Raw genomic sequence first — 24465 nt, 5'->3', positions numbered from 1 at the left:
CGAACCTCTTGGAACGGCTGAATCGGTCGTTCAACAGTTCTCACCATCATTATATCAGAAAATTATGTTTTTCTACCATCAACTATTTAATGAGAATTGTCGTACGAGAGCGGGAGTAGGTGGGGCAGTGCTGTGGGCACCACACGAGAGAACAAAAGACACCAACCATGAGTCACGAGACACACGACACGCCCGCTGACATAGAATCGGATTCCAACTCGCTACAAGCGACCCGCCGCACTGCGCTTCGCGGGGCGGGGCTCGCCGGCTTTCTTGCGATGGGCGGTAGTGCCAGCGCTCGCCAAGACTCCAGTATACAACTCCACTGGCACCGCCGCGACCTTTGTGTAACCGACAACCCGGCGCTGGCGGGCGACAACCGCGTGCTTCCGGTGTTCGTCCACGATCCTGCGATACTCGCCTACGGCGCGCCGCCCGTGGTGTCGTTCCTGCTCGATGCGCTCGATTCATTGCGCGAGCAATACCGCGAGCGCGGCGGTGAACTGCTTCTCGCCCGCGGCGACCCAAGCGCGGTGCTTCCCGATCTCGCCGCGGCCTGCGACGCCGACGCGGTCACCTGGAACCGCGACTACTCCGGACTGGCAGCCGAACGCGACCAAGCGGTCGAGGCGTCACTCGCCGACGCCGACGTCGACATCGAGCAGTTCAATGACATTCTCCTCCACGAACCAGAGACCATCAGGCCGAACGACGGAAACCACTACTCTGTCTTCTCGTACTTCTGGCGGCAGTGGCGTAACCGAGAGAAGCCCGCCCCCGTCGCCGCGCCGGTTCGCGGTGACGTTGTCGACCCGCGCGACAGCATTGGCGAGGAGTGGCTCGGCGAAGCCTCCGATACCGCCGGCCCGCTCCCGTCACTCGCCGACTTAGGCTTCGACGAACCCGAAGCCGACGTACAGCCAGCGGGTACTGACATCGCCCACGACCTACTCGCCGACTTCCGCGAGGACACTATCTACCGCTACGGGGACGACCGCGCCTATCCCGCCCGGGAAGCGACCTCGCGCCTCTCGCCGCACCTGAAGTTCGGGACAGTCGGCGTCCGGACGGTTTGGAAGGCCACTGAGGACGCGGCGGCTGCCGCGAGCAACGGGGACGCCCGGGAGTCGGTCGAAGCATTCCGGCGAATGCTCGCCTGGCGGGAGTTCTACGCGCACGTCCTCGACGCGCGCCCCGACATAGTTATCGAGAACTACCGCGAGTTCCCGAACGAAATCCAGTGGCGCGATGATCCTGAGGGGCTCCGGGCGTGGAAGGACGGTGAGACCGGTTACCCGCTCGTCGACGCCGGGATGCGGCAGTTGCGCGACGAGGGGTGGATTCACAACCGCGTCCGGATGGTGGCCGCCGCGTTCCTCACCAAGGATCTGCTGATAGACTGGCGCGAGGGATACGACTGGTATCGTCGAAAGCTTGCGGACCACGACACCGCGAACGGCGCCGGCGGCTGGCAGTGGGCCGCCTCGACGGGAACAGACGCCCCGCCGTACTTTCGCGTCTTCAACCCAGCGTCCCAGGCTGAAAAGTACGACCCCGACGGCGAGTACGTCCGGGAGTACGTTCCCGAACTCCGGGATGCGCCAACTGACGCCATCCACGAGTGGCCCGCGCTGGACGACAAGGAGCGCGCCGCTATCGCGCCCGACTATCCCGCTCCCATCGTTGACCACGCCGAGCGCCGCGAGCGGGCCATCGCTGCGTTTGAGGCCGCACACGGCGATGGCTGACGGGGCACGAGAGGAGTGGCGCCATCAGGACCACGAGGACACGGCAGGGCTTGTTTTCAGGGGCGGGGACACCGAAGCGACGAAATTTCAATGTCAGACCAAATACAACGGGATTGAGGCCCTCAGATTCCGGAAATCTCGAACGTAGCGACCCGTCTACTCCAAATCGAAGGCTGATCGCATGCCTGGGAGTGGCTTGAACACCAGTACGGCGAGCAGTTCCAGTCTAAGAACACGTGAACAGGGTAGAAGGGTGTCGTTGAGTATTCCGTCGACTTCAATGTAGAGGCCCCACCGAAGCTGACGTGAGAGACAGAGCAATCACTAGTGTGAAGATATGATGTTTTTTTGCCATCTTCATCTCTTCTCCAGTATGAGATGGCATGTTCTGTGTGGCTGTTTTGTGAATGAATCGGTTGTTCAACAATTACTTGTGCCATTATGTAATAAATTTATGTTTTACCACCATCATCTCTTTATAGGAGATTGTCGTACGAGGGTAGGAGTTGGGTGGGGAGTGCTGTCAGTACTGCGGGAGAGAAAACCAGGGACCAACCATGACCAAAGAGAAACACGATACAACCGCTGACGCAGAATCGGATTCGAACCTGCTGCAAACAACCCGCCGAAATGCACTTCAAGGAGCGGGGCTCGCCGGCTTACTCGCAATGGGTGTCGGTAGTGCCAGTGCTCGCCAAAACACACCGACCCAGACCACCAACCAAGCCGAGCAACAGACGACGGACGATACCGATGCAGTCCCGGTGACATGGGCGAACTACCCACGCGCCAACTGTCATGCTGCATTCCAGGCAGCCGTCGACCAGGGCGGGTTCGGACAGCTCTATAATTTCAGAAATATAACTCCTGTCGATGAGCAGTTAGACGTCGAGCCAAATCGTGACACAATCTACTCACTCGGGGTGTTCGATCTGACCGAGCCAGTCACCATCACGCTCCCAGACACCGGTGACCGATATATGTCAATGAATGTTCAGAACGAGGACCAATATGTGAAGCTGAGTGTCACTGAACCTGGAACGTACACAATCACACAAGATATGGTAGCGACTCGGTATGCTGGCGTCCTGATCCGCATGTTTGCTAATCCTACCGATCCGGACGATGTGAAGCAAGTCAGGCAACTCCAGGACGAGATCGGCGTGGAACAAGCATCGGCTGGCTCGTTCGAGATTCCCAACTGGGATCCACAATCATTCAAACAACTCGACGAGGCGCTCACGACAGTCTTTATCACGCTCGAGAATTTCTCGGGCGCGTATGGTGACGTCGGTCAGGTCGATCCGGTGAAATTTTTCGTCGCCAGTCCGTCGGGGTGGACCGGCGTCCCGCAGCCGTCGGAGGCGCTCTTCCTCCAACGGATTCCCACCCAGAATGACGGCACAACGCCATACGAACTCACTGTCCAAAATGTCCCCGTCGACGCGTTCTGGTCGGTCACCGTCTACAACCGCGACCTCTTCCTCGAGAAAAACAAATACGATGCGTATTCGGTCAACAACGTGACCGCAGAACGAGCCGATGACGGTAGTGTCACGATCAACTTTGGCGGCGACCCCGACCAGTCGAACTTCATCTACACGCCAGACGGATGGCACTATATCGTCCGGCTCTACGAACCGCGCAAGTCAATCATCAACGGGAGTTATCAGTTCCCAGAAGCCCAACCGGTCGAGTGAGGGAAGCGGTCGGCTAGCAGCTGTGAGCGCTATTGGCGACCGTTTTGCTGTAATAGCGAATTTCGAATTTTCTCATCTTCTACAGGCGGAGCAGGCCGAGTGCCCCGAGGTCGTTCGGAAGACGACGTCTTCCGGTAATGACGAGAGACGGTGTCTCTCGAACCACTTGACCCGAGGCGGTTTACTGACGGTCGTGCTGAACGCATCCTCTATATTCAGCAAGCCGGGTGTGACAGCAGCTCGGTGACTTATCAAGCTGGTGCAAGATACGAGACGCGAATCAGCACGCTCACAATCTCAAAACAGAACAAATCTGGCTGCTCGGTGGCGAGAAAACCGATTTCAGATTCCAACTGAATTAGTCGCCCAACAATTGACACTTCTATTATATATGTACGTTATGCAATTTCACCACCATCTCTTTATCTGGAGTTGTCGTACGAGAGTGGGAGTTGGGTAGGGCAGTGCTGTTGGGCGACGAGTGAGAGAACGAGAGGCATGAGCCATGGACAAAGACACACATAACACGCCGGCTGACGCAGAATTGAACTCCGAACCATTGCGGGCAACCCGCCGCACCGCGCTTCGCGGGGCAGGACTCACCGGCTTACTTGCGATGGGCATCGGTAGTGCCAGCGCTGACCAAGACACGCCGAGCCAGACTACCAACCAAGCCGAGCAACAGACGGCAGACAAAACCGAGACGGTTCCAGTGACATGGGCGAACTATCCACGAGCTAGCTGTCATGCTGTATTCCAGTTAAACGTCAACAAGGGCGGATTCGGACAGTTCTATCACTATCGAAATCTCGGCCCCATTGATGAGCAAATTGCCCCCGAGGAGAATCGTGACACGCTCTACTCATTGGGGGTGTTCGATCTGACCGAGCCAGTCACCATCACCAAACCAGACAGCGGTGACCGATATCAGTCGATGAATGTACAGAATGAAGAACAATATGGGAAGATGTGTGTCTACGACCCTGGCCAGTACACGATCACACAAGATATGGTAGAGACTCGGTATGCTGGCGTCGAGATCCGCACATTTGTCGACCCAGACAATCCGGACGATCTGGAACAAGTTCGGAAACTCCAGGACGAGATCGCCGTGGATCAGTCATCAGCCGGGTCATTCGAGATTCCCAACTGGGATCCCCAATCGTTCGAAGAGATCAACAATGCGCTTAAAACAGTCGCGCTCACGGTAGACAACCTCTCGGACGCGTTTGGTGACATCGGCGAGGTCGACCCCGTGAAATTTTTCATCGCCAGTACGGCAGGGTGGACCGGCGTTCCGGAGCCGTCGGAAGCAGTAATCCTCACAGAGACTCCCGCCAAGAACGACGGTCAGACGCCATATGAACTCACCGTCAAGAATGTTCCTGTCGACGGATTCTGGTCGGTCAGCGTCTACAACCGTGACTTCTACTTCGAGAAGAACAAGTACGACGCGTACACGATTAACAACGTGACCGCAGAGCAAGCCGATGACGGCAGTGTCACCATCCACTTCGGTGGGGACCCCAATCAGCCGAATTTCCTCTACACGCCAAAAGACTGGCACTACGTCGTCCGGCTCTACCAACCGCGCAAGCCAATCATCAACGGGAACTATCAGTTCCCCGAGGCCCAGCCGGTCGAGTGAGGCAAGCAGGCGGCTAGTAGCCGCGATCGTCATTGGCGACTAAGTCGCTGCAATGTCGACCGTCGCTCGTCCGTTATTCGAGAAATTCTAAATCACCGAATCGCTCGCGGTTCATGATCGTACTGGCGAACGATCGAATTCTATCGGTGAGTTCTGATTCCGTCTCGTAGGTTTCGACGCGTAAATCCCATCGCGTGCGCGCCGAGCGAATCATCTCACTGGTTACATTCGCTTCGTGGATAAAGACAATTCTATCGCCGTGACTCTCTGCGAGATTTTCCAAGACGCTACCCGCCTCTTCACCGACTCCGAAATTATGCCCAAGGAACGGAACGACAAACACCGTCGCATTGGCACAGCGCGAGTACTCGATGCTCTGTGTGACTGCGTCGATCTCGTCTGTGTCGATATCGATATCGACTGCCAAGAATGCATTCACTCCCGGATTCGTCCGAAGCCCTCCCTGAACGCGCCGCAAGAGAGCTTCCGCTTCATCAATTGTATCCTTGTTCTGGAACAACCGTCGAAACGGGCCAGGGAGCTCTGCAACGTCCACACGTTCTAGCTCCTCATCGCTCAGCACATAGTTCAAATTGAAAGATTTGTATGGCCCCATCACATACAGAAGAAATCGATCGTATTTGACACTGCCAAGGCGGCTGGCGATGGTGTCTCGCGTGATTTCCGCCATCTCACTCGAACCGAATCACCTCCACTTTATAAAGACACAGGTTTTCAGCAGATATTGGCTTGACAAGGACTAAGGTGCGTGCCCACGTAGTCTTCATCACGATGGCAACGAAAAACACGCGCGTCGGCAAGGACGCTCCGGAGGATCCCGCCGATCTTCTTCCGGAGACAAGCGTGCTTTCCCTCGACGAGTACCTCGCGATGCAGGCTGCAATCGGCGAGCGCACTCGGTTCGAGATCGTCTATCGACTCGTCCATGGCGGCGAGCTCTCTCCCACGCAACTTGACGAAATGATGGATATCGACGACAGCACGCTCCACTACCACCTCAACAAACTCCGGGATGTCGGCCTCATCGAAAAACGAATCCGAACTGAGCGGGACAGTCGCGGGCTGTATACGTACTACAAGGCGACCGTCCTTGGTGAGGTTCTCCTCGAACACGGCGTTGAGGAACTTCTTCGCCGTGAGTGGGACTTCAGTGAGGCCTACGATAGTAGTACGGATGACGAGAAGTCTGCTTAATCGATTAGCTCAAGCCTTTGCTCTAGTCGTATTTTAGATTATCACAAACTCCTGGCTCTACTCCGCAGCACCTGTCTGGTCAAGAAAGACCGCAACCGTTCCGGCGTGGAGTACCCCAGCGAGCCCACTTCCGAGTGGCCCGACAACGGGCGCGCTCGCGAGTAGGTGGTTCAACCCACCCACGACGAGGATGACGCCAAACAATGCCCAGCCGCGACCGACTGCGAGTTGCCAGCTTTGAGAGAGCGCGGAGTGAACTGAATACCCCATGACGAGCAGTCCCGGCAGGGCAAACAACCGCACCAGCAACATGAATCCAAGGATGATCAACGGTATCGCCAGCACCAATCCAGTCCCTTGGAGGTTGATTCTGCCTGGGACGAACCGCAGTAGTGCGACAATGGCCGCATAGCGAACGAGCGCGGGAGCGGTGAGTGAGACGCCAAGGAGGCGGGCAAGCGCGTATGCACCAGCACCGACGACGGCGACGTATCCGAGCAATTCCAGTCCGACGATCCACGCGAGCCACTGGCTTTTCACATCGATGAGTGCTGAAAGCGGGACGGTTGCACGTGAGAGGATCGTGATGACGATACCGAATGCAACGGAGAATTTGCCGTTCTGAACACCGGTGAATCCACCCGTCGGAACCGGGTCGTGCAGCCGAAGCCAGTCACTCCCGGTGACGATGCCGCCAGCAACTACGAGGACGAGAACTGCAGATGGCGTCGTCCGCAGGCGACGGAGTGCGGCTGTGAGAATCATTCCCGCCGAAATCGACTGGTCGGTGGGGTTCGGGCTGGTTGCGGTCGTCGTCTTGTTGGGAGTCCCGTTCATGCTTCCTCCAGTGCGTAGAGATGGCCGTTTCCGAGCACGTAGAGTATCTCGCCAACGATTGCGGCTGGTGAATACGGGAGCCCTCGTTCACCACGCGAGAAGCGCCACCGGACGTGCCCGTCGGCGGCATCAACCGCCGCGAGACCCTTGTCCTCGACGGGAACGTACACAACGCCGTCAGCGACTGCTGGCGGCGCGAACTGTGGCGTTGCCTCGGGTTCGGCATTGCTTCGCCAGCGTTCGGTTCCATCGGCGATGTCGACAGCGACGAGCGGCTTCTGCTCGTCGCCCCAAAAGCCGGCGTATGCGACTCCCTCGGTGACGGCGACCGTCCCATGATCACGATCAAGGTCGGGGGGCGTGAACTGCCAGCGAATCGTTCCATCGTACTCGACAGCAGCAAGCCCACTGTCCGTCCCGACGACGAGACACTCAGGAGCAGCCGTGACCGATATCGCTCGAAATTCCCCGCTATCGACCGAGAACGACTCCTCGCCTGTCTCAGTATCGTATCCGATGAGCCCTTCGCTAAACGAAGCGACGTAGACAGTTCCATCGCGAACGGCGGGACGTCCCTCACCCTCGTCGCCACGCCACCGAATCCGGCCGCTACTGGCGTCTACGGCGAGGAGATTGCCTACAATAGTGGCGAACACAGTTCCGTCAGCCGCCACCGGCGGTATCTGGGGTGGACTCCCAAAGAAAACGGAGTGATTCTCGCGGGATGTCTGCCATCGAGTTTGTCCAATCCGAGCACCTGCAAGTGTATGCCCACCGGTCGGATGCAGTCCTTCAACACCATCCTGCGTTGCAAACGCAAGCGTCGGCGACCGATACGCCTGGGCAGTCGCAACCGATGGTGGAGTCGAAAACTAGCGATCGGTGCGGAAGACAACTGCGCCACTCTCGGCGTCAACACAGAGGAGTTCCCGGCCAACGCCGTAGACGTAGCCGTCGGCGACGATGGGTGTCGCCTGATACGCGAATCCGAGGTCTGTGTCGAGTGGTTGCTTCCAACGGACACTGACGCCATTCCGTGGCCCACTCGCTGTTTTCGCATACCCTGTCCCGGCAGAATCGTGTTGTTCCATCAGCCATTCGCCGGACTCGGCTGGCTGGGTTATGGTTGGTGAACTGTTTGTCGACAGTGCCGAACCGATCGAGAGGGAACTAGCGACCCCGCCGCAGACGGCAAGGACGTGACGGCGGGAGACGTTGGGAACCATACAACGAATTTATATTTTATAATATAAATAGGTGGTACGAACCAATGCGATGGTATACAGAGGGCCTCGCTGATTTCAAAGAGTATCGGCGGCTCGGCTGCGCTTCACTCCACGTAGTCGCTCAACCACTTCTTTATGAAGAAACAGAAAGGGTTTGACGACGCTCCGAGAACCGGGTACACAGACTGTGAGTGACCACCCAACCACAGGAGCTTCTCAACGCGAAACGCTCGGTCTGCTCATCGGTTTTTTCGTGCTTTCGACAGCGGCCGCAGCCTATGAGATCGCCCCGGCGAGCGTCTTGCCGGTGATTCAAGAATCACTCGAGCTCAAGGCGAGCACGGCAGGGTGGCTCGTCAGCATTATGTACGCGACCGCGGTCGTCACCAGCGTCCCCGCTGGCATCGCCATTGACCGCTTTTCGGTGCGTCGGATGATCATCTTCGGCACTATCGCACTTGTTGTTGCGGGTGTCTGGGGCTGGTACGCGGCCACCGCCGGTACCTATTTCTGGTTGCTCGTCTCGCGCGTGCTCGGCGGGATCGCGTATGTTATCTTCTGGAACGCGGGTGCGAACGTCGTCGGAAGCGCCGTTGCATCTCACCATCGGGCAACCGCTGTCGGCGTGTTTACCGCAAGCGCGCCCGTTGGATTCGCGCTCGGCCAGTTCGGCAGTCCCCTCATCGCAACCGTTGCCGGGTGGCCTGCAATCCTCCCACTATATGCCGCCATGGGCGTCGTCGGTGTCGCTATTTTCTTGCTCGCGACCCGTCACCACGTCCCCGGCGTCGATGCGTCTGCGCCGGATCGCACAGCGCTGCGTGAATTGTTCACCAGTCAGGCGGTCTGGATCGTTTGTGTGCTCTGCTTTCTCGCCTACTCCCTGTATCTCTTCGTCAACACGTGGTTGCCGAGCTACCTTGTCAACCGGTTCGGCATCTCGTTGGCGGCAAGCGGCCTGCTGACCGCGCTATTCCCGGCGATCGGAGCGATTGGACGGTCAAGCAGCGGTGTCATCTCTGATCGAGTTTTCAGCGGGAAACGTCGCCCCGTTGTCGTGTCGTCGTTCATTGTCGCCACACCCGCCGTCGTCGCCTTCGCGTTCGTCTCGCAACTTGGGCTCGTCGGCGGGGCGGTGGTCGTCGTCGGCTTCGCCATCCAACTCGTCACTGGACTGCTCTTTTCGTACATCGCCGAACTCGTCCCGCCAGCGGTGCGAACCACAGCTGTTTCGTTGCTGACGAGCGTTGGCCTGTTGGGCGCGTTTGCTGCACCCATCGCCGCCGGCACCATCATCGACCGTGCAGGCTACGGCCCGGCGTTCCTCGTCGCCGGTGGAGTCGCCTTCATCGGTGTCCTCTTAGCGCTGCGCGCCCCCGAGCCCACTTGAGAGCGCGTATCTTCTGACAGCAGTTGGTGGGGTTGTTCTGACGGCTGCCAGAGAGGTTTCAGCGAGCGTGCTGAATAGAGGACGCGATTGTTGCAAGTGATGACTGCCACGTTCGCACCACGACCGAGATGCGTCGCCACCATCGGGAGCGGGCGGGAAGTAGACGGAGGACATGCCACTCGTTCCTCCCGAGGCCCTTGAACGTAGAGTTGCCATTCGCTCCCCACGGTAGAAACGCTAAGCTCCTCGGCCCCGTACATGGCATATGACTGCGGGAATCGATACCATCCAGTTTCTGGCCACGTCGGCCCATCGCGTCAGCGTCCTCGAGGCGCTGGCCGACGAACCGACCGACCGTCGAGAGCTGTGTGAGGTCACCGGCGCCTCCTCGCCAACCGTCGGACGGGTGCTCGCCGACTTCGAAGAGCGTCGATGGCTTGTCAGGGACGGCCCAACATACGGACTGACCCCTCTCGGCGAATACGTCGCCGACCGGTTCCTGGCTCTCCGGGACGCGATGGAGATCGAGGAGAAGCTCCGCGACGTCTGGCAGTGGCTGCCGGTCGAGATGCCGGGCTTCTCCGTCGACCTCTTCGCCGACGCGGTGGTCTCCTATCCCGGGCCAGGGTATCCCTACGAGCCCGTCGAGCGTCTCGGCCAGCTCATTGCGTCTACCTCGTCGTTGCGCGGGTTCGATAACATCGTCTACAAGTCGAGCAACCTCGAGACAGCCTGCGGCGCGGCTCTCGAGGGAATGACGTTCGAGTACGTGTTCACGCCCGAGGCCCTAAAGGGGATGTTCGCCTGGAACCCGGATCGGATTATGGAGGTCGCCGCCTGCGAGAACGCGACCGTCCTCGTCCACGATCACCTCCCCGACGGCGACCGTTGCGGCCTCGGCATCGTGGACGACCGGGCCGGCATCTGCTGCCATGACGCCGAGACTGGGGCGCTCGTGGCGGTCATCGACACCGACGCTCCAGAGGCCCGCGAGTGGGCCATCTCGGTCTTCGAGCAGGTTCGCGCGGAGGCGACCCCGGTAGATCCCGCCGCCTTCGAATCCCGCGCGTCGTCGTAACGCCACTGGCGACGACGCCATCGGACTTGCAAACCGGTCAGCCGAGAGCCTCTGCCGTAGCAGGTACCCCGGCCTACCCGAGATTTCAAGGCGTGAAATCCTGCACGCGGCATCATCACTTCCCTTCGGCGCGTACGCTTACCAAGGAACGAAGACATGATTGAACGACACGATACCGTCATTATCGGTGGCGGCCAGGCCGGACTAGCGACCGGGTACTACCTACAGCAGCACGACCAGGACTTCGTCATCCTCGATGCGAGCGACCGCGTCGGCGACGCATGGCGGGCCCGCTGGGACTCCCTCCGGGTGTTCACGCCCGCCCGTTACTCGAGCCTGCCGGGGATGGACTTTCCGGGCTCACCGTACACCTTCCCTACGAAGGACGAGGTGGCCGATTACCTGGAGACCTACGCCCAGCGGTTCGACCTACCCGTCGAACTCGGCGTCCGGGTGCACGGGCTGGAACGGAGCGGCGATGGCTTCCTCGTCACCGCGGGCGACCGGCTGATCGAGGCGGCCAACGTCGTGGTGGCGATGGCGAGCTACCAAATCCCGACGATCCCGGATTTCGCGGCGGAACTCTCCGACGATGTCGTCCAGCTGCACACGAGCGACTACCGCAACCCCGATCAGCTTCAAGATGGAGACGTGCTCGTCGTCGGGGCGGGCAACTCCGGTGCCGAGATCGCCCTCGATGTCGCCTCCAAGCATACAACGTGGCTGTCGGGCCGAGACGTCGGCCACGTGCCGTTCCACATCGACTCGTGGGTCGGCCGTCACCTGGGGGCCCCGTTCGTGATGCGCGTGCTCTTTCACCGAATCCTCACGACTGGGACGCCGATCGGGCGCCGTATCCGCCCGAAAGTGCTCTCACAGGGCGGCCCGCTGGTGCGCACGAAGCCGAGTGACCTGGCCGCGGTCGGCGTCGAGCGGGTACCTCGCACAACCGGCGTTCGAGACGGTCGCCCCGTCGTCGGGGACGACATCCTCGACGTCGAGAACGTCATCTGGTGTACTGGCTTCCACCCTGACTTTTCGTGGATAGACCTCCCGATCTTCGACGGGAAGGAACAGCCCAAGGAGCCCGTTCACGTACGCGGCGTCGTCCCGGATGAGCCGGGACTGTACTTCGTCGGCCTGTTCTTCCTGTACGCGATGACGTCGGGGCTGTTTACCGGTGTCGGCAGGGATGCAGAGTACGTCGTCGACCACCTGACGTCGACGGCGCAGCAGCAGTCGCCTCATCCGAGGTACACCGGATCGGTTGATGGACTCCCACAGTAGTCGTAGTCGAGTTCGGCGTCGGCCCCGAGTCTGAGAACGGCCAGTCTCCGAACGTCGTCTCTGCGGTAGCGAGGAAACCCCGCCGTTTACGGCGGGGAGGAATCGCGTTCGGTTAGCTGGACAGTTGCACGTGCTTCGCTCGGCCGTCTGTCCTATTTGATCGTCTCGTCGGTGTCGAGGGCGCGGTAGCCCTCGAGGAGGAGGCCTTTCCATGTGTATCCTCTCCGATCTTTGAACTCGCTTAGTTCGTCGTACTGATCCTCGTCTATTCTGATATGGATGCTTTTGGGCATATATAAGTATTACATTACATATTCTTATGTATCTTCGGGTTGTACGGTAGCGTGTCGGATGACCGCCGAAACCACCGCCACGAAAACGCTCCAGGCCACGCTCGCGCCACCCACAGCGCACAAAGAGCACCGGCTTCAGCGTACCGTGGCAACGTATCGACGCGCCCTCTCTGAGGCATTCGAGAGTGGTGCAGATACGCAGTCAGCGGTCAACGATATCGTCACACCGTACACACTCACGTCTTACGCCAAAGACGCGCTCAAAAACTACGTCCCGCAACTTCGGGACACGTATGACGCTGAGGAACTCGACGACGACCATCCGGTTCGGTTCACAAACCGTGGATGGACGCTCGACCACTCCGGCGACAGAAGCCACGAGTTCTGCTGGCGCGTCCCGCAAGCCGGCCGTGGCAATGCCTTCTGGATACCACTCCGTATCAATCCCGCACAGCGCGAGTTGTGGGATGATCTTCTCAATGAAGACGTGACGGTCGGCGAGTTCCGACTGCAAGAGCACCGAACGAACTGGGTGTTGGACGTCACTGTCGAATACGAAGTCGTGGAACCAGAAGTGCCGGACGACCCGACACCGATCGGATTCGATATCGGTGAATCCAAACTTCTGGCGGGCTGTGCCTGCCAGGACGATACTCCGACCCAACCGATGCTGTTTGACGGCGGGCAGGCGCGACAGCTCCGCAAGGAGATGTTCACCACGCTGCGCCGTCTCCAAGAACGCGATGCCGACTGGCGAATCGACGAGCGATTCAACCACTACCAGAACGCGCTGACGGATATCGTTGAGAAAGCGTCTCGACGAGCCGTTGAATACGCCCGCCAGTTCGACGATCCCGTTATCGTCCTCGAAGACTTGTCGTACATCCGTGAGCATCTGGATTATGGCACATTCATGAACCGACGCCTGCACGCGTGGGCGTTCGCTCGACTTGCCGGGCGGATCGAAGATAAAGCCCGTGACGCCGGGATTCCTGTGCGGTTCGTGAACCCGGCATACACGAGTCAAACGTGCCACGCCTGCGACCACCTCGGCAGCCGGAACGTCCAAGCGGTATTTCGGTGTACGAACAGCGATTGTTGGGTGGCGGAGTATCAGGGCGATATCAACGCGGCGGCCAATATCGCTGGCCGCCTTGACCCGTGGGGAGAGAGCCTACCACTGAAATCGGCGGGCGATGACTCACCTCGGGATGGGAGTGCTTGTGACAGCACCACAGGACACCGCACGCCGAGTCCGAAATCCGGACAGACGACGCTTGCGGCGTTTCAGTCCTGAAACCTCTACTGTGAGCTTCCCTTGGAGGAAGCCCCGCCGTTTACGGCGGGGAGGATGTCACCCTAACTTGGAGCCGGATCACCCGCAGTGACTAATGCACCCTCTCTATGCAGCACGCCGTTTGTGACAGATACTCGGCAACTCAGTGAACCGCTGCACGATATAAGGCGCGAATCCATCTCGACCTTCCTGTTTTTGTTGGCGATTGGCAATAGTTAACGCAGTGCACAGCGTATGCGAGCAGCAGAGTTCGCTCCGATACCCCTACCGAGGGAGGCATGGTACGTCGAGCGCTCTGACTGGAGGAACCAATGGCATCGACACACACGATGGACACTGTCACGTCAACAGATGGAACCTCGATCGCCTTCGCACGGACGGGTAGCGGGCCACCACTCGTCCTCGTCCCCGGGGGCGGCGCGAACGATCACACGCGGTGGGACGCAGGCGGGGTGCGCCCCGCCTTCGCAGACCACTGCACCGTCTATGCGATTGACGGGCGTGGACTTGGCGAGAGCGGCGACGCCGACGAGTACGAACTGGAACGCGAGTTCGAGGACGTAGCAGCCGTCGTCGAGTCGATCGACGAACCAGCTGTCGTGCTCGGACATTCGAGCGGTGCGCTGATAGCGTTGGAGGCAGCGCTCCGAACCGACAATCTCCGGAAACTCATTCTGTATGAACCACCAATCCAGGTCGGTGATCACGACCTCGACACTGAACAGGAAGTCGCTGAAATGGAGGCGCTGCTGGACGCGGGGCAGCACGAGCAAGTGCTCATTTTATTCCTGCGGGAGGTCGCTAATCTCCCGCCGGATGAAATCGACGCGCTTCGTGGCGCGCCAAACTGGCAGCGTCGGGTGGAGGGGGCTTATACAATTCCCCGTGCGATTCGAGGAGTAAGCGAATACGAGTTCGATGCTGCTCGGCTCGCAGGCTTGACCACACCGACATTGCTGTTAGAAGGGAGCGAGAGCCCGCCATTCCTCCACACCGCCATTGAGGCACTCGCTGAAGCGCTCCAGAATAGCCGGATCGTCACGTTCGAGGGGCACGGACACGTCGCGATGCTTACCGCCACGAACCGCTTCATCGACGAGGTACTCACGTTCGTCCGTGAGACGGACTAACCATGGTGGAACTCACCGTCGTCACTCAGGAAGGATTGGAGAAACCGGAAGGATCATCCGATGTTTCACGGCAAGTCGCGTTCGATTCGGAGGATGTCCTCCTTATCCAGTCACGGGTCGGGGGTGGTGTTTCTACGGGATGGCATCACAACGGTGACCGGCATGTCTTCGGATATGTTGTCCGAGGACACGCGGTGCTCGAATATGGGCCAGGGGGGAACGAGTCAGTGGATCTCGATGCTGGCGACTTCATTTACGTTCCGCCCCGAACTATTCGTCGAGTGATGAATCCCATAGACGAGGATTGGGAAATTGTGATTAGTGTCGTCGGTAGCGGTCCGCCGGCGGTTTCCGTTGACGATCCGCAGCCTGAAGGCGAGTGACATCCTCGCCCGCCGTAAACGGCGGGCTTCTCTCGCTGCTTAAAGATAGGTGGTAACAGATTCTCCCTCCCCAGATCAAACCCCAATCGAAAGCTTAACCCAGTTGCAAACGTAACTCTTGCTATGGCGACCGCAGTCAAAATGGACGAAGAGACCAAGTCCAAGCTCGAGGAGTTGCAGGCTGAAATCAAACTTAAGACCGGAAAGAAGGTTACACAACAGGCGATCCTGACGCGCCTCGTCGAGTCAGCTTATCAGTCTCGCTCAGAATTTATCGACTTTTTTCGAGATGGAACGGTTGCGCTCTCTACCGAAGAGATTGAGCGTTTCAACGAGGGAATGATCTCCTCGGGAGTTGAGACGGACGAAGAAGACATCGATGAGATTCTCTATGGATGAGTATATTCGTTGACACGGGCGTTTTATACGCGCACCATGATACAGATGCAAGTCGGCACGAGGTTGGTGTTGCCGCACTCAACGGTGTCCTCCAATCGAGGAAATATGGTCAGGTAATCACAAGCGAGTATATCTATGACGAAGCCATTACACTGACCCATCGGCGAACGGGCCGCATGGAGGATGCGATCGAACTTGGTCGTCGAATCCGTGGTGACGGGTATCCCGAAGGGATTGATCTTCTATACACCTCGCCATCTCTCTTCGATGAGGCTGTCGACGCGTTCGAGCGGTACGCCGATCACGATCTCAGTTTTACCGATGTGATGACCGTTATACTGGTTGAACATCATGACATCGATTCGGTTCTGAGTTTTGACGACGATTTCGATGGGTTAGTCGACCGACTCATCCCTGAGACCGTCACCAGCGACGAGTGATCCGTCGATACTGTCACAAGCAAGGGGGTGCCTACATCCGACTTGAAAGCCCCCGACCGCTCAGCCCGAGCCACAGATTGCCGAGCCACTCGCTGAACTCGCCGCCGCAATCGATGGCGAGCTCCACGGCAGCACGGAGTACGTCGCGATTGCTGCGTCGACGACAGCCTTCCCACCGAATGACCACTCTATTGGTGGCGATGACGCCGGTTCACCGACCCACCAGCAGGCAGAGGAACCCACACGACCAGCCGACGCTGTCCCTGTCGACGACGCCGACAGCGACCCCCACCGAATCTACGATCGTCTCCCCAACGATGCGTGGCATACTCCACTCGATCAGTATGAGCCGCAGCAAGCTAGGACGTCGACAGCACAAGGCCAGGAGACGTCGTCGACGGCAACTTCCCAGTCAAGGGTAGAAGTAATCAGATGCCAGTTCGATATCTCACTGCCTACGAGTGCTCGGTGTGTGGCAGTATCCGAGAGTTAGAGACCTCGCTGCAGGTCTGTGCATTCGTCGATGACTGTGCGGCCTGTGGTGCCGTTGACGTCCGATATAACCCGACCGAGGTTCCATCACCCCTCTCCGACTCCCATTGAGCGCACCTTTCTGCCTTCGCCCCGAATCCGTACCGCTGGACACTGGCGACTTCTGTCAGATGAAGATCCCGAATGAGCACCCTCAGGCCCGGATACGTACATTCCCGCTAGTCACGATACGCGTCGAGGAGATCCCACTCCTCGCGCATCAGTTCTCGAACGCCGTGCTCAAGTATCCCCTCTCCGAGTGAGGTGGCCTGATAGTACGAGTAGAGGCCTTCGCTGTCGGGCGTCTTCTGTTTTCGATTCTCGACGAGTCCCACATCGATGAGTGCGTCGAGATGGTAGTGGAGCGTGTTCGACGGAAGGTCGAGTCCCTGTTCGAGTTCTTTCGCACTGTGGGTTCCCTTTTCGGTGAGGAAATGGAGAATCCGAAAGCGAGTTTCGTTACCGATGGCTCGCTGCATGTCCAGATACTGCTCGAGAGAGAGGAGACTGTGCTCCGGCAGGAGTCCTGCCAGATCGTCTCCGTCGGGAGACGAGCGATCGGTTTCAGCCATATTCAGTACTTACTCACACAGGCGCATAAGTGCTCGCTGACTCAGCAACTACAGAAAAGTAGCTTATTTATATACTGGTGCAAAAATGGTGGTGTAATGCGCGACCGTCTACTCGACGCACTCGGCGAGGTTGCTCACTCACGCTTTCTCGTCTATCTCATGGGGCCCTACAAGACGTTCGACGTCGATGCACTGCTGGACGCGGCTGAGAACGACGACCGCGAGGCGCTCAGTTCGATTCCGGAGACGGTGGACTTCGGTGCGCTTGTTGGGTCGGATGTCGATTTCGACCAGCAAGAGGCAGCACTCGATCTCCTGTTGGACGCCCGCGATCGACTTCGGACTGAACCGGGCGTCAACGCGTTTCTGGCCATCGATATCGACATCCCGCTGGAGGAGATGGACGCTGCAACACAGAGCATCGAATTCGCGCTCGCAAGCAATGCTGTCATCTACATCGTCCCGAGAATCGGTGATAACCTCGGTGTCGGCATCGAGACTGGATCCGTTCTCGAAGCGATCTTTCGTGAACGCGATGAGCGAACGCCGACGACCGCACATCAGGAACGAATCCTGTTCATTCACGAATCCGGTGTCCGGAGTGCAATGATCGCTGCAGTTCAAGACCGGTGGGACGCTCGCATTTACTCGTATGACGGCCGCGATGATCTCATCCGTCAGCTCCGGTTGTTCGTCCGTGATCTCGCACGTCGAGAACAACATGGTGACCTTCCACAACTCGATTAACATCCTCACCGCTCTGATCGCTCACTCCCATCTTGTGGCAGTCGGCCACTCCGTACGGGTGACCCGCCTCAGGGTCACGCCCCATGGCATTCGCCTTGTTCGCCTGTAACTTTCTTCGAGAAAACGTCAAAACCGGTTGAGGCGTGAAACCGGGGAACCAATCAGGAGTCCGCTCTCGACCCACTTCACGCTTCAAATGGTGACTTCGTTACAGCGGGTTCAGACCCATCAAGGAACACGAGGTTCCCTCGTCCAACTTGAACGCGCGTTATCTCGCCATTCTCCTCCATCGTCGCGAGTTTTCGACTCACGGTCGATTTCGACCACGAGACCTCGGCGGTGATATCGCCCTGCTTCATCCGACCCCCGTACTCGATCAGTAGCGACCGAATCCGCTCTTCGTCGGTGAGCATCTCCTCATCGGCCAGATTTCCAATCGACGTCTGTCCCTCTTCAGGGTCGTCATCCGAAGAGTTTGTCGCGGGTGTCTCGTTCGTCCCGCTACCCGTTTGCTCGTCATCTGACTCACTCCGATCGAACAGCTGAGCAAGTGTCGTTCGTACCGTTGTCAAGAGGTCATTGTCCGACTGTCCCGTCGATGGTGTGGTTGCGGCGTCACCATTCGTGGCGGTGCTCGCGTCGGTGGTGTCGGTGTTTGTACCGGGGGTAACGGCAGGGGTCGTCTGCCACTCACCACTCTCGTCGGATCGCTCGACGATGACGTCGAACAGCGATTTGAGAGCTTTCGTGGTCGTGGGGTCGTGAATGTCGGGTTCCATCTGGAAGAAGCCAATCGCACCGGCGGCCCGGATGCGGTGGGTGAGAATGTGGAGATAGCGAAAGGTAGTATCGAAATCGACGTACTCGAGCAGGACGGTCAGCGTCTGGACCGAGACGACCGGTTGGGTGTCGCCGTCCGTCCACGTTTCCAAGTGACGGCTCAGCGGGACGATGATTGCCATCGGATCCGTTGGGTCAACGACTTCGGTGGTCACGCTGGCAGGAGTCGTATCATCGTCTGTGCCAGGGTGAGCCATTCCACTCGCGTGAATGTGACGGATTTCTCGTGGGAGCGCTCCAATCGTTCGACGCCAGTCTTCGAACCACTGTGCTGGTGGCTGTGTGTACGTGATGGCTGCAAGATTCATGTTTGCTGCCGTCGACGCGACAAGTTCCATGTAGGCCTGATTCCCGTCGGGCGTTAACGGCGCGAGCACGAGCACGGTCGATGCCTCGTGGATTTTGTCGTCTAGCTCGTGGTCGGTCATTCATCAAGTCTCCCATTATAGAGTAAAATATCCATACATATGACAGATAAGTTCAGAATGAATATCTCGAAGTTGTTTTTTTGATATATGTGCTAATTGAGCACCAGCTTTTAAATATCTGATTGCTCGGTATTACCTATCTCAATGTTGCCCGGAACGGTCGAATTCCATAGATATTGCTGCTAGAACGTGGCCTCAACATATTTACAGTACGATGCACGATATCTGTGCGAGATGCACTCCCAAGCGGTCAGCTACCAAACTGAACTGCTCATGGAACTCATCACAGAAGGGGAGGCCGAGAGTGTGTTGGCGGCTGCCGAGGCAGAGGAACTTCGCACGCGAATCGATGAGGCAGATTCAGACGAGGAGATTGCGGATCTGTGGGCCGAGTTGGAACACTCCTATGGCCTGCTCAATGAGGAAAACTGGTCGACCTGAGCAGTCGATTAAGCAAGGGGCAGCGAGTGGCGAGACGTTTCGTCTCCGTCGAATTCGGGACTGCGCTCTCCCTCGTGAGCAACTCAGCCCCGGCCTCGATGTTTGACCACCAAATGTAGCGTATTCTGGCGGACGTCCACTCCTGAGTACAGTACCTCGTTTCGGAATCGAGTACCGAGAGGTGTTTTTTGCCCCCAGAGGGGTGCGGGGGCAGACAGAGACCCTCGCAGAGTACACATGACTGAGTCCAACCCAGTACCTGAGACAGACGTCGAATCGAATCCACATCGCCAGCTGTCACCAGAGACGGAGTTCGTCGAACGGACTGACATCGGTGTTTCACTCACGGTGAAGCTCACTCGCGGAACTGGCACGCGGGATCAGGACAAGATCACGGCCAAAGTGAAAGCGAAAACGCTAGACGAGGCGCGTGAAGACATGGAGACGCTGCGGGCGTACGTCAACGATCTCGCCGCGGACGTGCGGCAGATTCAGCCAGACACCGAAGCGAGTAGCATTCGCGGTGGCAGATTTTTGCCGGCGATTTCAATTCGCATTTCTAGTTGCACGAATCCTACGAGCGTACCAGAGTAGTGTTACGCAACCCCTGAAAATCGGCGGCTCGGCACAGACGAGCAATTGCCGTCGATTGCCCAGTATCGTGTGTCGAGGAGTCCCGTTAGCAATCCTCGCGCTGACAAACGATTATGAGATGTCGAACTCGGCGATTTCCGTCGAGCCGCAGGTCGGACACGTCTGCTCGATGGCCTCCAGTGTCGTCCCACATCGCCGGCACTCGTAGATTGTGCCTGTCTCGTCAGCTAACCACCGCCGCATCGGAGCGGAGAGTGACATAACATCTGTCCGTTCTTGTCCAACGCAAAAAGTCTTCGCTCTCGGATGCCTACTGCATTAAGTGGAGTCCGCCGCTGGGAGCCGAATTCTTAACTCGGTGAGAACCAAAATAGCTCCTGTCGATGATGTCTCCCCGTGATTCTGATTCCACATCCCTCTCGCCGATGGCTGAGGAAGCCCTCTCGCATCTCCGTTCCAACTTTGCGTCGGATGAGTCGTTTACGTACGAGCACGCAAAAGACGTGCTGCGAAGGCATGATATGGAGTCTGTCCTCGCCGATGATTTGCTTGAAACGCTGTTGCTCCGCGGCTATCTCTACGAAGTCGGCGACGACTTACGCATCACGGAGTAATTCAGCGTGACATCCTCCCCGCCGTAAACGGCGGGGTTTCCTCGCTACCGCAGAGATGACGAATGGCGATGCAAAAACGAGTAGTAAGTAGTGAATTCTGTGCATGTGACTCAAAATCCAGCCGGTGAAAAGGTGGCTGACAGTGTGGATGTCTGTTATCTTTCAGTCGCCTGTTGACTGCTCCGGGGAGAAGAGATCGTCCGGAAGTTCACCAGCTCGCGTGAGCACGTCGAGCATATTGACTTCCTGCCACGACTCGGCGAGCTTGCCATCCTCGAACCGGCAAATCTCGATCCCCGTCATCGTCACCTCCTCGTTCGAAGGTTGGACGCCCCCCATCTCGCCAACGTGTCTGCCTGTCATCGACCAGCGCCCGACGACGTAGTCGTCCGCCGAGATGACCTGTTGGATGTCGGTTGTTGCGTTCTCGAAGACGCCGGTTCCCATCTCGACCATCTGTCGATAGCCCTCCCGACCACTGGGCCACTTCGTCTCTTCTGGCATCGATGGGTCATGGAGGACGTAATCCTCGGCAACGAGTTCGTCAAGGGCATCGAAGTGCTGCTTCTCCCATACCTCTTCGTTGATCCGTCGATAGACGTGTTCGTAGGTTTCAGCTGTCGTCATAACGGTTCTCCCTCTCCCGCGCTGTGACGGGCACTCAATAGACACGCGGCACTCGCTTAGTTATGCGTAAGTTGGTGCGGTGAAATTCGGTCTTGCTGCCACCAAAATATCCATGCGACGATGAGCCGAATTCGGTCATCCGATAGAGCCACCTCTCATTACTGTCGCGCAAGGAGGAAGCCCCTTTCAGGGCGGGGATGAATCCGACAGTCAATAACGGAACAGCGGTGACCTCCTCCTCGCCGTAAACGGCGGGATTCTCTCCTCGCAGAAAGATAGGTCTGCGAACTGAACGTCTCACGACGCTACTGCCTTGCTTCATCGGCATGAATGGACCACTGGATATGGACACCGGTATGCAGGCGGTCAAGATGCTCTTGAAGTAATGCTCCTGTTTCAAACTCGGTGTTACAGATGTCACAGTAATACTGATAATGTGGCCATGGCGCAGTCTCTTGCTGAAGATTACCGGGCGTATTCCTAGTTTGAATCTGAGAGCGACCGAAAACAGATGAGTTCAGCCATAGAGATCGGTTATCAAACGTCACGAACTTTGGATGGTCAACGATGAGTTCCGAGATAATAGCGAAGGGAATCGCAATCAACACGACCACTCCAACGATGTCAAACATGAGTTCTGCATCAGTAGCGATCAAGACAGCGAGAATATCTTCGGTCACACCGAAGATGATGCCTACGACGAAAAACTCGAGTACACGCTTGATTTGACCCCGATGCATGGTCTGTGGACGCTCTATCATCTCATTCTGTTGTTTGCCTGTATGTAACGCCGAAGGTGTGGGAGTTCTGTGACCGATACGCGCCCTGGGCCATGTTTAGACGCTAGCGAGAACGGCTCTGCTGATGGATTGTAGCCGTTACCACAGGGTGTCGAGTGAGAATGGTCGCGGGAGAAAATACCCACGGGGGAGCTCAGCCGTCCGCAGACTGACTGCAGAGAAGGATTTCTCCGAGCAGCCGACTCACCGAGTATCTCGTTTTTGTCCACTCCCGAACCGAACCTGGCGAGTTCGCTGTTTACACGCCTGAATTCGAGCATCTAAACAAGCCCCACGCTCTGTATGCAGCACGAGGATTGTGGCAGAGACGGTGCAGGTCATCCCACCCGTGCTGAATACAGGGCGCGTATCTTTCATCCCACACCCACGGGGTATTGAGTTTGTAGTGCGTATATATCACGGCTGATTCTGCATCTTCTGCTGTTAGCCGCACTGTCCCGTGATTTCTCATAACTCGATTCCGTTATTGGTGTTTGAGATTACCGGTGCATCGAATCAGTACCTTGTCGCCCGGTCGCTACTGGTATTGCCGTTTGAGGACTACCGCTAAGAGAATTATACTCACAAGTTCTTCTCCAATCGCTGGGAGAACCCGCCAGTAGGGGCCAGTATCGGAGAATCCACTGTTCTGGGAGAACACTGCACTAAGAAAACTAAATCGAACAAGTGTCCACCACAGAAGTCCACATGCGCCGAGAAGGGCCAGTCCCGTGGTTCCACTTCGAGATGGCGACTCCTCACTTTCGGAGTCGTTTCGTGTCCGGACGAACCACCAAGTCGATCCGGCGAGCGCGACCGTGGCGAGTGTAAAGTCGAGCGTCGTGGGTGGAGGAGCCATATCTTTTCAAAATGCTGGAAATGAATATCAATTTTTATTCTTGGTGTGACCGGTGGTTGAGTAATAGACGCTCTCCATTCAGCATATCCCTTCAGACAACGATTAGATGGGTTGGACGTGGGCATGCGATATGACACGGCGATATACTGCTTTGGGAAACTAATACGGACCAAATTTCCGGACAGAGAGTAGTTCACGGAGGCCTTCTGTATCGAAGTCAGCGTCGGAGACGACCAACTCCTTTCCATCAGATCGAGCTGTCGCCGCAATCGTGAGATCGCGTGGCGACATGGGAGTGCCAGATTCGAGAAGGCGGTTTTGCATCCGGGCAGCTTCAAACGCGGCCTCCTCGGAGAAGTCGAGAGCGGTGACTCGCCCGAAGTTCTCACGCGCTCCGATAAGGTCTGTCTCACCTGCTGAGAACACCTCACCAGCAAGAACTTCGTAAATACAAATGCTGGAGGTGACTAAGACCGGTTGTTCATCGACGAATTCGACGACTTCCTCGACACCATCGAGGTAATCGATGATAACCGATGAATCAAGAAAGGTCACTGCTCGTAGCTCTCTCGGGAACGCTCGATCGCCTCGCGCGCCTTCTCGGCTTTGTCAGTTCCTTTCCACGCGCCAGCCTTCATCCCCGACCCTTCGTTCGCCAATCGGTCGAGGAACTCGTCCCAACTCTCATCTTCACGCTTCAACCTCGCCAGCTTCTCCTTTGTCTCGTCAGAGACGCGAATTGACGTGCTCATGTGCATACATTGCGTATGCAGTCGTAAGTAGCTTGAGGGGACCGTCACCGCTGGATTGAGACAGCGAGTTCCGAGTTCAAGACTGCAGAATACATCCTCTCTATTCAGCACGCCTGTTATGACAGAAATATGGTAGTTAGATTGGTCACTGCTGAATACAGGGCGCATGTCGTTCAAATCATTTCTCAAAGAGTAACTTTCGAATACCCACACGGTTGACGCTGCGTGATTCCATTTTCTCTCACTCAGGAGGAGCCGGTGGCACCCAGCCATTCGTAAACAGGTGTTCATTTACCCCAGTGTCGGTGACCGTACCATCTGGTGTGAAGTCGACAATGGTTACAGAGTGCTTGACAGAGAACCATTTCTCCGGGATTCCGGGCGACCAATGCTGGACGAGCGGCATGTTCGACCGAGAATACCCGGGTTTCTAGTGTCTCGGGTAAGGATTGGTATCGTAATTCCCGGCGGGTAACCCAAGTTACCGCAGAGGCTCTGGTGAATCGCCATACAGCGGTTGATTTGGCTATGTTGCGGCACGCTTGATGTTATGAACGACACATTTCACGACGAGTTCACGAAATTCTCGGTACCAGGTTCGCGCACGCAC

General features: G+C 57.5%; 27 protein-coding genes and 1 pseudogene. 16 read left to right on the top strand and 12 right to left on the bottom strand.

The genetic code is table 11. The features are described from left to right. Nucleotides 1-314: 314 nt before the first annotated feature. The 3 genes from ACR3FE_RS26945 to ACR3FE_RS26935 all read left to right on the top strand — a co-directional run bounded on the left by ACR3FE_RS26945 (nucleotide 315) and on the right by ACR3FE_RS26935 (nucleotide 5096). On the top strand, nucleotides 315-1748 hold the full coding sequence (locus ACR3FE_RS26945; protein WP_458210947.1) for a cryptochrome/photolyase family protein: 1434 nt from the start codon (nucleotides 315-317) through the stop codon (nucleotides 1746-1748). 557 nt (nucleotides 1749-2305) lie between these two features. After that, entirely contained in the window at nucleotides 2306-3448 is a 1143-nt protein-coding gene (locus ACR3FE_RS26940) for a DUF1214 domain-containing protein (protein WP_458210937.1), read from the top strand. A 505-nt stretch (nucleotides 3449-3953) separates the two neighbouring features. Then, entirely contained in the window at nucleotides 3954-5096 is a 1143-nt protein-coding gene (locus ACR3FE_RS26935) for a DUF1214 domain-containing protein (RefSeq protein WP_458210936.1), read from the top strand. Nucleotides 5097-5169: 73 nt separating this feature from the next. On the opposite strand, the gene ACR3FE_RS26930 is transcribed toward ACR3FE_RS26935, so the two are convergent. Then, nucleotides 5170-5787, bottom strand: coding sequence for a DUF7509 family protein (locus tag ACR3FE_RS26930; RefSeq protein WP_458210935.1), 618 nt, complete (start codon nucleotides 5785-5787; stop codon nucleotides 5170-5172). Nucleotides 5788-5888: 101 nt separating this feature from the next. Between ACR3FE_RS26930 and ACR3FE_RS26925 the strand changes: the two genes are divergently transcribed. Further along, nucleotides 5889-6311 (top strand): ArsR/SmtB family transcription factor, encoded by a 423-nt coding sequence (locus tag ACR3FE_RS26925; protein ID WP_458210934.1) that lies wholly within the window; start codon nucleotides 5889-5891, stop codon nucleotides 6309-6311. Between the two features lie 57 nt (nucleotides 6312-6368). Here ACR3FE_RS26925 and ACR3FE_RS26920 read toward each other — a convergent pair whose 3' ends face one another. The 3 genes from ACR3FE_RS26920 to ACR3FE_RS26910 form a co-directional block, all read right to left on the bottom strand. Continuing rightward, a complete protein-coding gene (locus ACR3FE_RS26920) occupies nucleotides 6369-7148 on the bottom strand; it encodes a hypothetical protein (protein WP_458210933.1) in 780 nt (259 codons plus the stop codon). Next, nucleotides 7145-7897: a PQQ-binding-like beta-propeller repeat protein gene (locus ACR3FE_RS26915; protein WP_458210946.1), complete on the bottom strand. Its 753-nt coding sequence runs from the start codon at nucleotides 7895-7897 to the stop codon at nucleotides 7145-7147. The genes ACR3FE_RS26920 and ACR3FE_RS26915 overlap by 4 nt, the downstream gene beginning before the upstream one ends. A gap of 123 nt (nucleotides 7898-8020) precedes the next feature. After that, entirely contained in the window at nucleotides 8021-8374 is a 354-nt protein-coding gene (locus ACR3FE_RS26910) for a hypothetical protein (RefSeq protein ID WP_458210932.1), read from the bottom strand. A 187-nt stretch (nucleotides 8375-8561) separates the two neighbouring features. Here ACR3FE_RS26910 and ACR3FE_RS26905 point away from each other — a divergent pair, with 187 nt between their 5' ends. The 3 genes from ACR3FE_RS26905 to ACR3FE_RS26895 all read left to right on the top strand — a co-directional run bounded on the left by ACR3FE_RS26905 (nucleotide 8562) and on the right by ACR3FE_RS26895 (nucleotide 12129). Next, nucleotides 8562-9764: an MFS transporter gene (locus ACR3FE_RS26905; protein ID WP_458210931.1), complete on the top strand. Its 1203-nt coding sequence runs from the start codon at nucleotides 8562-8564 to the stop codon at nucleotides 9762-9764. Between the two features lie 265 nt (nucleotides 9765-10029). Next, on the top strand, nucleotides 10030-10842 hold the full coding sequence (locus ACR3FE_RS26900) for a helix-turn-helix transcriptional regulator (protein ID WP_458210930.1): 813 nt from the start codon (nucleotides 10030-10032) through the stop codon (nucleotides 10840-10842). 156 nt (nucleotides 10843-10998) lie between these two features. Further along, nucleotides 10999-12129: a flavin-containing monooxygenase gene (locus ACR3FE_RS26895; protein WP_458210929.1), complete on the top strand. Its 1131-nt coding sequence runs from the start codon at nucleotides 10999-11001 to the stop codon at nucleotides 12127-12129. 152 nt (nucleotides 12130-12281) lie between these two features. On the opposite strand, the gene ACR3FE_RS26890 is transcribed toward ACR3FE_RS26895, so the two are convergent. Then, nucleotides 12282-12422 (bottom strand): hypothetical protein, encoded by a 141-nt coding sequence (locus ACR3FE_RS26890; protein WP_458210928.1) that lies wholly within the window; start codon nucleotides 12420-12422, stop codon nucleotides 12282-12284. A gap of 58 nt (nucleotides 12423-12480) precedes the next feature. Here ACR3FE_RS26890 and ACR3FE_RS26885 point away from each other — a divergent pair, with 58 nt between their 5' ends. From ACR3FE_RS26885 to ACR3FE_RS26865, 5 genes are all read left to right on the top strand, one after another. Then, entirely contained in the window at nucleotides 12481-13719 is a 1239-nt protein-coding gene (locus tag ACR3FE_RS26885; protein WP_458210927.1) for an RNA-guided endonuclease TnpB family protein, read from the top strand. Between the two features lie 311 nt (nucleotides 13720-14030). After that, nucleotides 14031-14849 carry an alpha/beta fold hydrolase gene (locus ACR3FE_RS26880; RefSeq protein WP_458210926.1) on the top strand — a complete coding sequence of 273 codons (819 nt, stop codon included), beginning with the start codon at nucleotides 14031-14033 and terminating at the stop codon, nucleotides 14847-14849. A gap of 2 nt (nucleotides 14850-14851) precedes the next feature. Further along, a complete protein-coding gene (locus ACR3FE_RS26875; protein ID WP_458210925.1) occupies nucleotides 14852-15232 on the top strand; it encodes a cupin domain-containing protein in 381 nt (126 codons plus the stop codon). Between the two features lie 123 nt (nucleotides 15233-15355). Further along, nucleotides 15356-15631, top strand: a complete 276-nt coding sequence (locus tag ACR3FE_RS26870) for a hypothetical protein (RefSeq protein WP_458210924.1) — start codon at nucleotides 15356-15358, stop codon at nucleotides 15629-15631. Next, nucleotides 15628-16071: a type II toxin-antitoxin system VapC family toxin gene (locus tag ACR3FE_RS26865; RefSeq protein WP_458210923.1), complete on the top strand. Its 444-nt coding sequence runs from the start codon at nucleotides 15628-15630 to the stop codon at nucleotides 16069-16071. The genes ACR3FE_RS26870 and ACR3FE_RS26865 overlap by 4 nt, the downstream gene beginning before the upstream one ends. Before the next feature lie 710 nt (nucleotides 16072-16781). On the opposite strand, the gene ACR3FE_RS26860 is transcribed toward ACR3FE_RS26865, so the two are convergent. Further along, nucleotides 16782-17174, bottom strand: coding sequence for an ArsR/SmtB family transcription factor (locus ACR3FE_RS26860; protein WP_458210922.1), 393 nt, complete (start codon nucleotides 17172-17174; stop codon nucleotides 16782-16784). Between the two features lie 96 nt (nucleotides 17175-17270). Between ACR3FE_RS26860 and ACR3FE_RS26855 the strand changes: the two genes are divergently transcribed. Further along, a complete protein-coding gene (locus ACR3FE_RS26855; RefSeq protein WP_458210921.1) occupies nucleotides 17271-17921 on the top strand; it encodes a DUF7509 family protein in 651 nt (216 codons plus the stop codon). A gap of 185 nt (nucleotides 17922-18106) precedes the next feature. Here ACR3FE_RS26855 and ACR3FE_RS26850 read toward each other — a convergent pair whose 3' ends face one another. Then, complete coding sequence (locus tag ACR3FE_RS26850) at nucleotides 18107-19189, bottom strand: helix-turn-helix transcriptional regulator (protein ID WP_458210920.1); 1083 nt, start codon at nucleotides 19187-19189, stop codon at nucleotides 18107-18109. Nucleotides 19190-19423: 234 nt separating this feature from the next. Between ACR3FE_RS26850 and ACR3FE_RS26845 the strand changes: the two genes are divergently transcribed. Together ACR3FE_RS26845 and ACR3FE_RS26840 are read left to right on the top strand one after the other, a co-directional pair. Then, nucleotides 19424-19630 (top strand): hypothetical protein, encoded by a 207-nt coding sequence (locus ACR3FE_RS26845; protein ID WP_458210919.1) that lies wholly within the window; start codon nucleotides 19424-19426, stop codon nucleotides 19628-19630. A 237-nt stretch (nucleotides 19631-19867) separates the two neighbouring features. Further along, nucleotides 19868-20128, top strand: a pseudogene (locus ACR3FE_RS26840) (DUF7389 domain-containing protein); the annotation flags it as partial. Nucleotides 20129-20335: 207 nt separating this feature from the next. Here ACR3FE_RS26840 and ACR3FE_RS26835 read toward each other — a convergent pair. After that, the gene (locus ACR3FE_RS26835) at nucleotides 20336-20485 is read right to left on the bottom strand and encodes a hypothetical protein (RefSeq protein ID WP_458210918.1); all 150 of its coding nucleotides are present in this window, start codon (nucleotides 20483-20485) and stop codon (nucleotides 20336-20338) included. Nucleotides 20486-20607: 122 nt separating this feature from the next. On the opposite strand from ACR3FE_RS26835, the gene ACR3FE_RS26830 reads away from it, so the two are divergent. Next, a complete protein-coding gene (locus tag ACR3FE_RS26830) occupies nucleotides 20608-20838 on the top strand; it encodes a hypothetical protein (protein WP_458210917.1) in 231 nt (76 codons plus the stop codon). A gap of 162 nt (nucleotides 20839-21000) precedes the next feature. Here ACR3FE_RS26830 and ACR3FE_RS26825 read toward each other — a convergent pair whose 3' ends face one another. The 4 genes from ACR3FE_RS26825 to ACR3FE_RS26810 form a co-directional block, all read right to left on the bottom strand. Then, nucleotides 21001-21465, bottom strand: coding sequence for an ester cyclase (locus ACR3FE_RS26825; RefSeq protein ID WP_458210916.1), 465 nt, complete (start codon nucleotides 21463-21465; stop codon nucleotides 21001-21003). A gap of 305 nt (nucleotides 21466-21770) precedes the next feature. Continuing rightward, nucleotides 21771-22226 carry a hypothetical protein gene (locus tag ACR3FE_RS26820; protein ID WP_458210915.1) on the bottom strand — a complete coding sequence of 152 codons (456 nt, stop codon included), beginning with the start codon at nucleotides 22224-22226 and terminating at the stop codon, nucleotides 21771-21773. Nucleotides 22227-23262: 1036 nt separating this feature from the next. Beyond that, nucleotides 23263-23658, bottom strand: a complete 396-nt coding sequence (locus ACR3FE_RS26815; protein WP_458210914.1) for a type II toxin-antitoxin system VapC family toxin — start codon at nucleotides 23656-23658, stop codon at nucleotides 23263-23265. Next, complete coding sequence (locus ACR3FE_RS26810; protein WP_458210913.1) at nucleotides 23655-23855, bottom strand: DUF7557 family protein; 201 nt, start codon at nucleotides 23853-23855, stop codon at nucleotides 23655-23657. The genes ACR3FE_RS26815 and ACR3FE_RS26810 overlap by 4 nt, the downstream gene beginning before the upstream one ends. Nucleotides 23856-24465: the final 610 nt, after the last annotated feature.

The sequence above is a fragment of the Haladaptatus rarus genome (assembly GCF_054177585.1).
The sequence above is the reverse complement of the archived record's forward strand: the minus strand, read 5'-3'. Positions and strand labels throughout refer to the sequence as shown.

Excerpts from the sequence above, each read along its gene's own strand:
- ACR3FE_RS26825 (WP_458210916.1), bottom strand. The coding sequence starts at position 21,465 with ATGACGACAGCTGAAACCTACGAACACGTCTATCGACGGATCAACGAA.
- ACR3FE_RS26865 (WP_458210923.1), top strand. The coding sequence starts at position 15,628 with ATGAGTATATTCGTTGACACGGGCGTTTTATACGCGCACCATGATACA.
- ACR3FE_RS26845 (WP_458210919.1), top strand. The coding sequence starts at position 19,424 with ATGCACTCCCAAGCGGTCAGCTACCAAACTGAACTGCTCATGGAACTC.
- ACR3FE_RS26820 (WP_458210915.1), bottom strand. The coding sequence starts at position 22,226 with ATGATAGAGCGTCCACAGACCATGCATCGGGGTCAAATCAAGCGTGTA.
- ACR3FE_RS26810 (WP_458210913.1), bottom strand. The coding sequence starts at position 23,855 with ATGAGCACGTCAATTCGCGTCTCTGACGAGACAAAGGAGAAGCTGGCG.
- ACR3FE_RS26910 (WP_458210932.1), bottom strand. The coding sequence starts at position 8,374 with ATGGTTCCCAACGTCTCCCGCCGTCACGTCCTTGCCGTCTGCGGCGGG.
- ACR3FE_RS26895 (WP_458210929.1), top strand. The coding sequence starts at position 10,999 with ATGATTGAACGACACGATACCGTCATTATCGGTGGCGGCCAGGCCGGA.
- ACR3FE_RS26885 (WP_458210927.1), top strand. The coding sequence starts at position 12,481 with ATGACCGCCGAAACCACCGCCACGAAAACGCTCCAGGCCACGCTCGCG.
- ACR3FE_RS26930 (WP_458210935.1), bottom strand. The coding sequence starts at position 5,787 with ATGGCGGAAATCACGCGAGACACCATCGCCAGCCGCCTTGGCAGTGTC.
- ACR3FE_RS26870 (WP_458210924.1), top strand. The coding sequence starts at position 15,356 with ATGGCGACCGCAGTCAAAATGGACGAAGAGACCAAGTCCAAGCTCGAG.
- ACR3FE_RS26835 (WP_458210918.1), bottom strand. The coding sequence starts at position 20,485 with ATGTCACTCTCCGCTCCGATGCGGCGGTGGTTAGCTGACGAGACAGGC.
- ACR3FE_RS26900 (WP_458210930.1), top strand. The coding sequence starts at position 10,030 with ATGACTGCGGGAATCGATACCATCCAGTTTCTGGCCACGTCGGCCCAT.
- ACR3FE_RS26860 (WP_458210922.1), bottom strand. The coding sequence starts at position 17,174 with ATGGCTGAAACCGATCGCTCGTCTCCCGACGGAGACGATCTGGCAGGA.
- ACR3FE_RS26850 (WP_458210920.1), bottom strand. The coding sequence starts at position 19,189 with ATGACCGACCACGAGCTAGACGACAAAATCCACGAGGCATCGACCGTG.
- ACR3FE_RS26935 (WP_458210936.1), top strand. The coding sequence starts at position 3,954 with ATGGACAAAGACACACATAACACGCCGGCTGACGCAGAATTGAACTCC.
- ACR3FE_RS26925 (WP_458210934.1), top strand. The coding sequence starts at position 5,889 with ATGGCAACGAAAAACACGCGCGTCGGCAAGGACGCTCCGGAGGATCCC.
- ACR3FE_RS26890 (WP_458210928.1), bottom strand. The coding sequence starts at position 12,422 with ATGCCCAAAAGCATCCATATCAGAATAGACGAGGATCAGTACGACGAA.
- ACR3FE_RS26855 (WP_458210921.1), top strand. The coding sequence starts at position 17,271 with ATGCGCGACCGTCTACTCGACGCACTCGGCGAGGTTGCTCACTCACGC.
- ACR3FE_RS26880 (WP_458210926.1), top strand. The coding sequence starts at position 14,031 with ATGGCATCGACACACACGATGGACACTGTCACGTCAACAGATGGAACC.
- ACR3FE_RS26830 (WP_458210917.1), top strand. The coding sequence starts at position 20,608 with ATGATGTCTCCCCGTGATTCTGATTCCACATCCCTCTCGCCGATGGCT.
- ACR3FE_RS26920 (WP_458210933.1), bottom strand. The coding sequence starts at position 7,148 with ATGAACGGGACTCCCAACAAGACGACGACCGCAACCAGCCCGAACCCC.
- ACR3FE_RS26875 (WP_458210925.1), top strand. The coding sequence starts at position 14,852 with ATGGTGGAACTCACCGTCGTCACTCAGGAAGGATTGGAGAAACCGGAA.
- ACR3FE_RS26940 (WP_458210937.1), top strand. The coding sequence starts at position 2,306 with ATGACCAAAGAGAAACACGATACAACCGCTGACGCAGAATCGGATTCG.